The organism is Gemmata algarum, from assembly GCF_034097035.1.
In the GTDB taxonomy this organism is placed as follows: Bacteria; Planctomycetota; Planctomycetia; order Gemmatales; family Gemmataceae; genus Gemmata; species Gemmata algarum.
The window spans coordinates 1-2,476 of sequence record NZ_JAXBLV010000054.1; the positions used below are offsets into that span (position 1 = coordinate 1).

The 2,476-nt window shown below is 73.8% G+C and carries 3 protein-coding genes; 2 read left to right on the plus strand and 1 reads right to left on the minus strand.

Annotated elements, in window-relative coordinates:
• Positions 1–163 precede the first annotated feature (163 nt).
• Positions 164–457 (minus strand): hypothetical protein, encoded by a 294-nt coding sequence (locus tag R5W23_RS06395; RefSeq protein WP_261190506.1) that lies wholly within the window; start codon positions 455–457, stop codon positions 164–166.
• A gap of 146 nt (positions 458–603) precedes the next feature.
• On the opposite strand from R5W23_RS06395, the gene R5W23_RS06400 reads away from it, so the two are divergent.
• The gene (locus R5W23_RS06400; protein WP_320685618.1) at positions 604–1,206 is read left to right on the plus strand and encodes a helix-turn-helix domain-containing protein; all 603 of its coding nucleotides are present in this window, start codon (positions 604–606) and stop codon (positions 1,204–1,206) included.
• A gap of 427 nt (positions 1,207–1,633) precedes the next feature.
• Positions 1,634–2,155, plus strand: a complete 522-nt coding sequence (locus R5W23_RS06405; RefSeq protein WP_320685619.1) for a TIGR02996 domain-containing protein — start codon at positions 1,634–1,636, stop codon at positions 2,153–2,155.
• Positions 2,156–2,476 lie beyond the last annotated feature (321 nt).

The window sequence follows — 2,476 nt, forward strand, 5'->3', positions numbered from 1 at the left end:
CTTCAGGGAGGGGGCGGGGGGGTGGGTTGTCTTCCTCCCCTCCCTTCAGGGAGGGGCCGGGGGTGGGTTGCCTTTGCTCCCCCTCCCTTCAGGGAGGGGGCCGGGGGGTAGGTTGCCTTCCTCCCCTTCCCTTCAGGGAGGGGGCCGGGGGGTAGGTTGCCGTTCAGTTGCGCTCTTCGAGGGCGCAGGCGATCTGCATCCGGCCGCGGTCGAAGGTGATGAGCCAGAGTTCTGGGGGGACCGGGCCGAGTGGGCGGTTCTTGCCGTCCACGAGGACCGCGTAAGGGGACAGCTTGATGACCTCGGCGCTGTCCGGGGTCATGCGCCGGACCGTCACCGGCTCAGCGAAGTCGATGGGCGGCAGCTCCGGCGCGGGCCGGGCCGGGCGGTTGCGGGCCAGCAGCCCGACGGCGAGGCCGCAGGTGAACGTCAGCATCAGGGGGAACAGCCTGGGCACGAAGAACCTCCTGTAAGAACCGCTCCCGTTATACGGGCCGCCGCGGCCCGATCGGACATCGAAACGGCATTTGTGACGATTATGCCGCCGCGCGAACGCGCGTGGCGGGGCCGGACCCTTCGGGTTCCCCTTTGAGGAGTGCTCTCGTGAAGAAGGTGTTCACCAGCGGGCAGGTGGCGAAGCTGTGCAACGTCGCGCCGCGGACGGTGTCGAAGTGGTTCGACGCGGGGCGCCTGAAGGGGTACCGGATGCCGGGGTCCAACGACCGCCGCATCCCGCGCGAGAACCTGATGCGGTTCCTGCGCGAGAACGGGATGCCGACGGCGGCGCTGGAGGCGGAGGAGTCGTTCGCGGTGCTGCTGGTCGGGGCGGAGCCGCGGGCGGCGGCGCGGCTGCGGGAGCTGCTGCCGGCGCCCGCGTTCAAGGTGGAGGCGCCGCCCTCGCTGTTCCACGCCGGCGCGCTGGCGAGCGCGGTGCCATTAGGAGCAGTAGTGGTGGACCTGGCGGTGGGGCGCGGCGACGGGATGGCGATCGCGGAGCGGCTGCGGGGCGCGGAGCCGCCCGCCCGGGCGTACCTGGCGGCGCTGACGAGCGAGGACGAGACGGCCCCCGGGGAGCTGCTGGCGGCCGGGTTCGACGCGCTGTTCCAGAAGCCGTTCGACGTGCGCGAGCTGGCGGTCGCGCTGGCGGCCCGGCACGACCGGTTCGCGCCCGGGGCGGACCTGCCCCGCGCCGCGGCGCTGGCGTGAAGGCAACCTACCCCCCGGCCCCCTCCCTGAAGGGAGGGGGAGGCACCGAGAGGAGTGGTCCCGGAGCGAGAGGGGGCGCGGGGCGTAGACCCACCCCCCAGCCCCCTCCCTGAAGGGAGGGGGAGCAGAACCGAATACAACCCACCCCCAGCCCCTCCCTGAAGGGAGGGGAGGAAGACATGGGCGAACTTGAAGCGTGGCGTGCGCCTTCCGCGCCGGGATCATTCCTATCGGCGCCACCCCCTCCCTTTAGGGAGGGGGCCGGGGGGTAGGTTGCCTTTGCTCCCCCTCCCTTCAGGGAGGGGCTGGGGGTGGGTTGCCTTTGCCCCCCTCCCTTCCGCCGGCCCACGGAAGCTCCGCGGACCGGGCCGGCGAGCACGCCGAGGGGGCCGGGGGGTCGGTTGCCTTTGTGTACGAGGAACTCTGCATGACGACACACCCCGAGCGGGCGGCGCTGCTGGGCGCGATCCGGGCGCGGCCCGACGACGACACCCTGCGCCTCGTGTACGCCGACTGGCTCGACGACCGCGGGGCCGGGGACCGGGACGCGGCGACGGCGGAGTTCATCCGGGCGTCGTGCGGGGACCGGCCGCGGCGGGCCATGCCCCGGGCCGCGTACCGGTGGCTGCTGGGGGCGACCGGGGCGAACTGGCGCCGGCTGGTGCCGGCGGTGCTCGCCCGGTTCGGGGCGGGGTCGGGGGCCGGGTGCCGGCGCGGGCGGGCGGTGTCGTGCGCGCTGGCGCTGCCCGGTTCGGGGCGGCGGTACGCGGTCGCGTTCGAGTTCGAGCGCGGGTTCGTGCGCGCCGCCCGGTTCGGCTCGGCGCACGCCGCGGGTGTGGTGCTGGAGGCGCTTCAGGACGACCAGCCGCTGGCGGACCTGCTCATCGCGGGCGTGCGCCCGGAGCGGGCGCGACCGCTGGCGTCCCGGCTCGCGCCGGCGCGGGGGTGAATGGGAGGAAAGGCGACCTACCCCCCGGCCCCCTCCCTGAAGGGAGGGGGTGGCGCCGGGAGGGGTGGTCCCGGTGCGGGAGGGGGCGCGTGCGGGGCGACCCACCCCCCAAACCCTCCCTGAAGGGAGGGGAGCAAAAACCACCGCGCACCCGAGGCGGAATTGGTGCGCCGGTGCTTTGCTCCCCTCCCTTCAGGGAGGGGTTGGGGGTGGGTTGTCTTCCTCCCCTCCCTTCAGGGAGGGGCTGGGGGTGGGTTGCCTTCCTCCCCTCCCTTCAGGGAGGGGCTGGGGGTGGGTTGCCTTTGCTCCCCTCCCTTCAGG

What these genes read in the sequence shown, in the direction of transcription:
- R5W23_RS06405 (WP_320685619.1), top strand. Translation starts at nt 1,634, where the DNA reads ATGACGACACACCCCGAGCGGGCGGCGCTGCTGGGCGCGATCCGGGCG.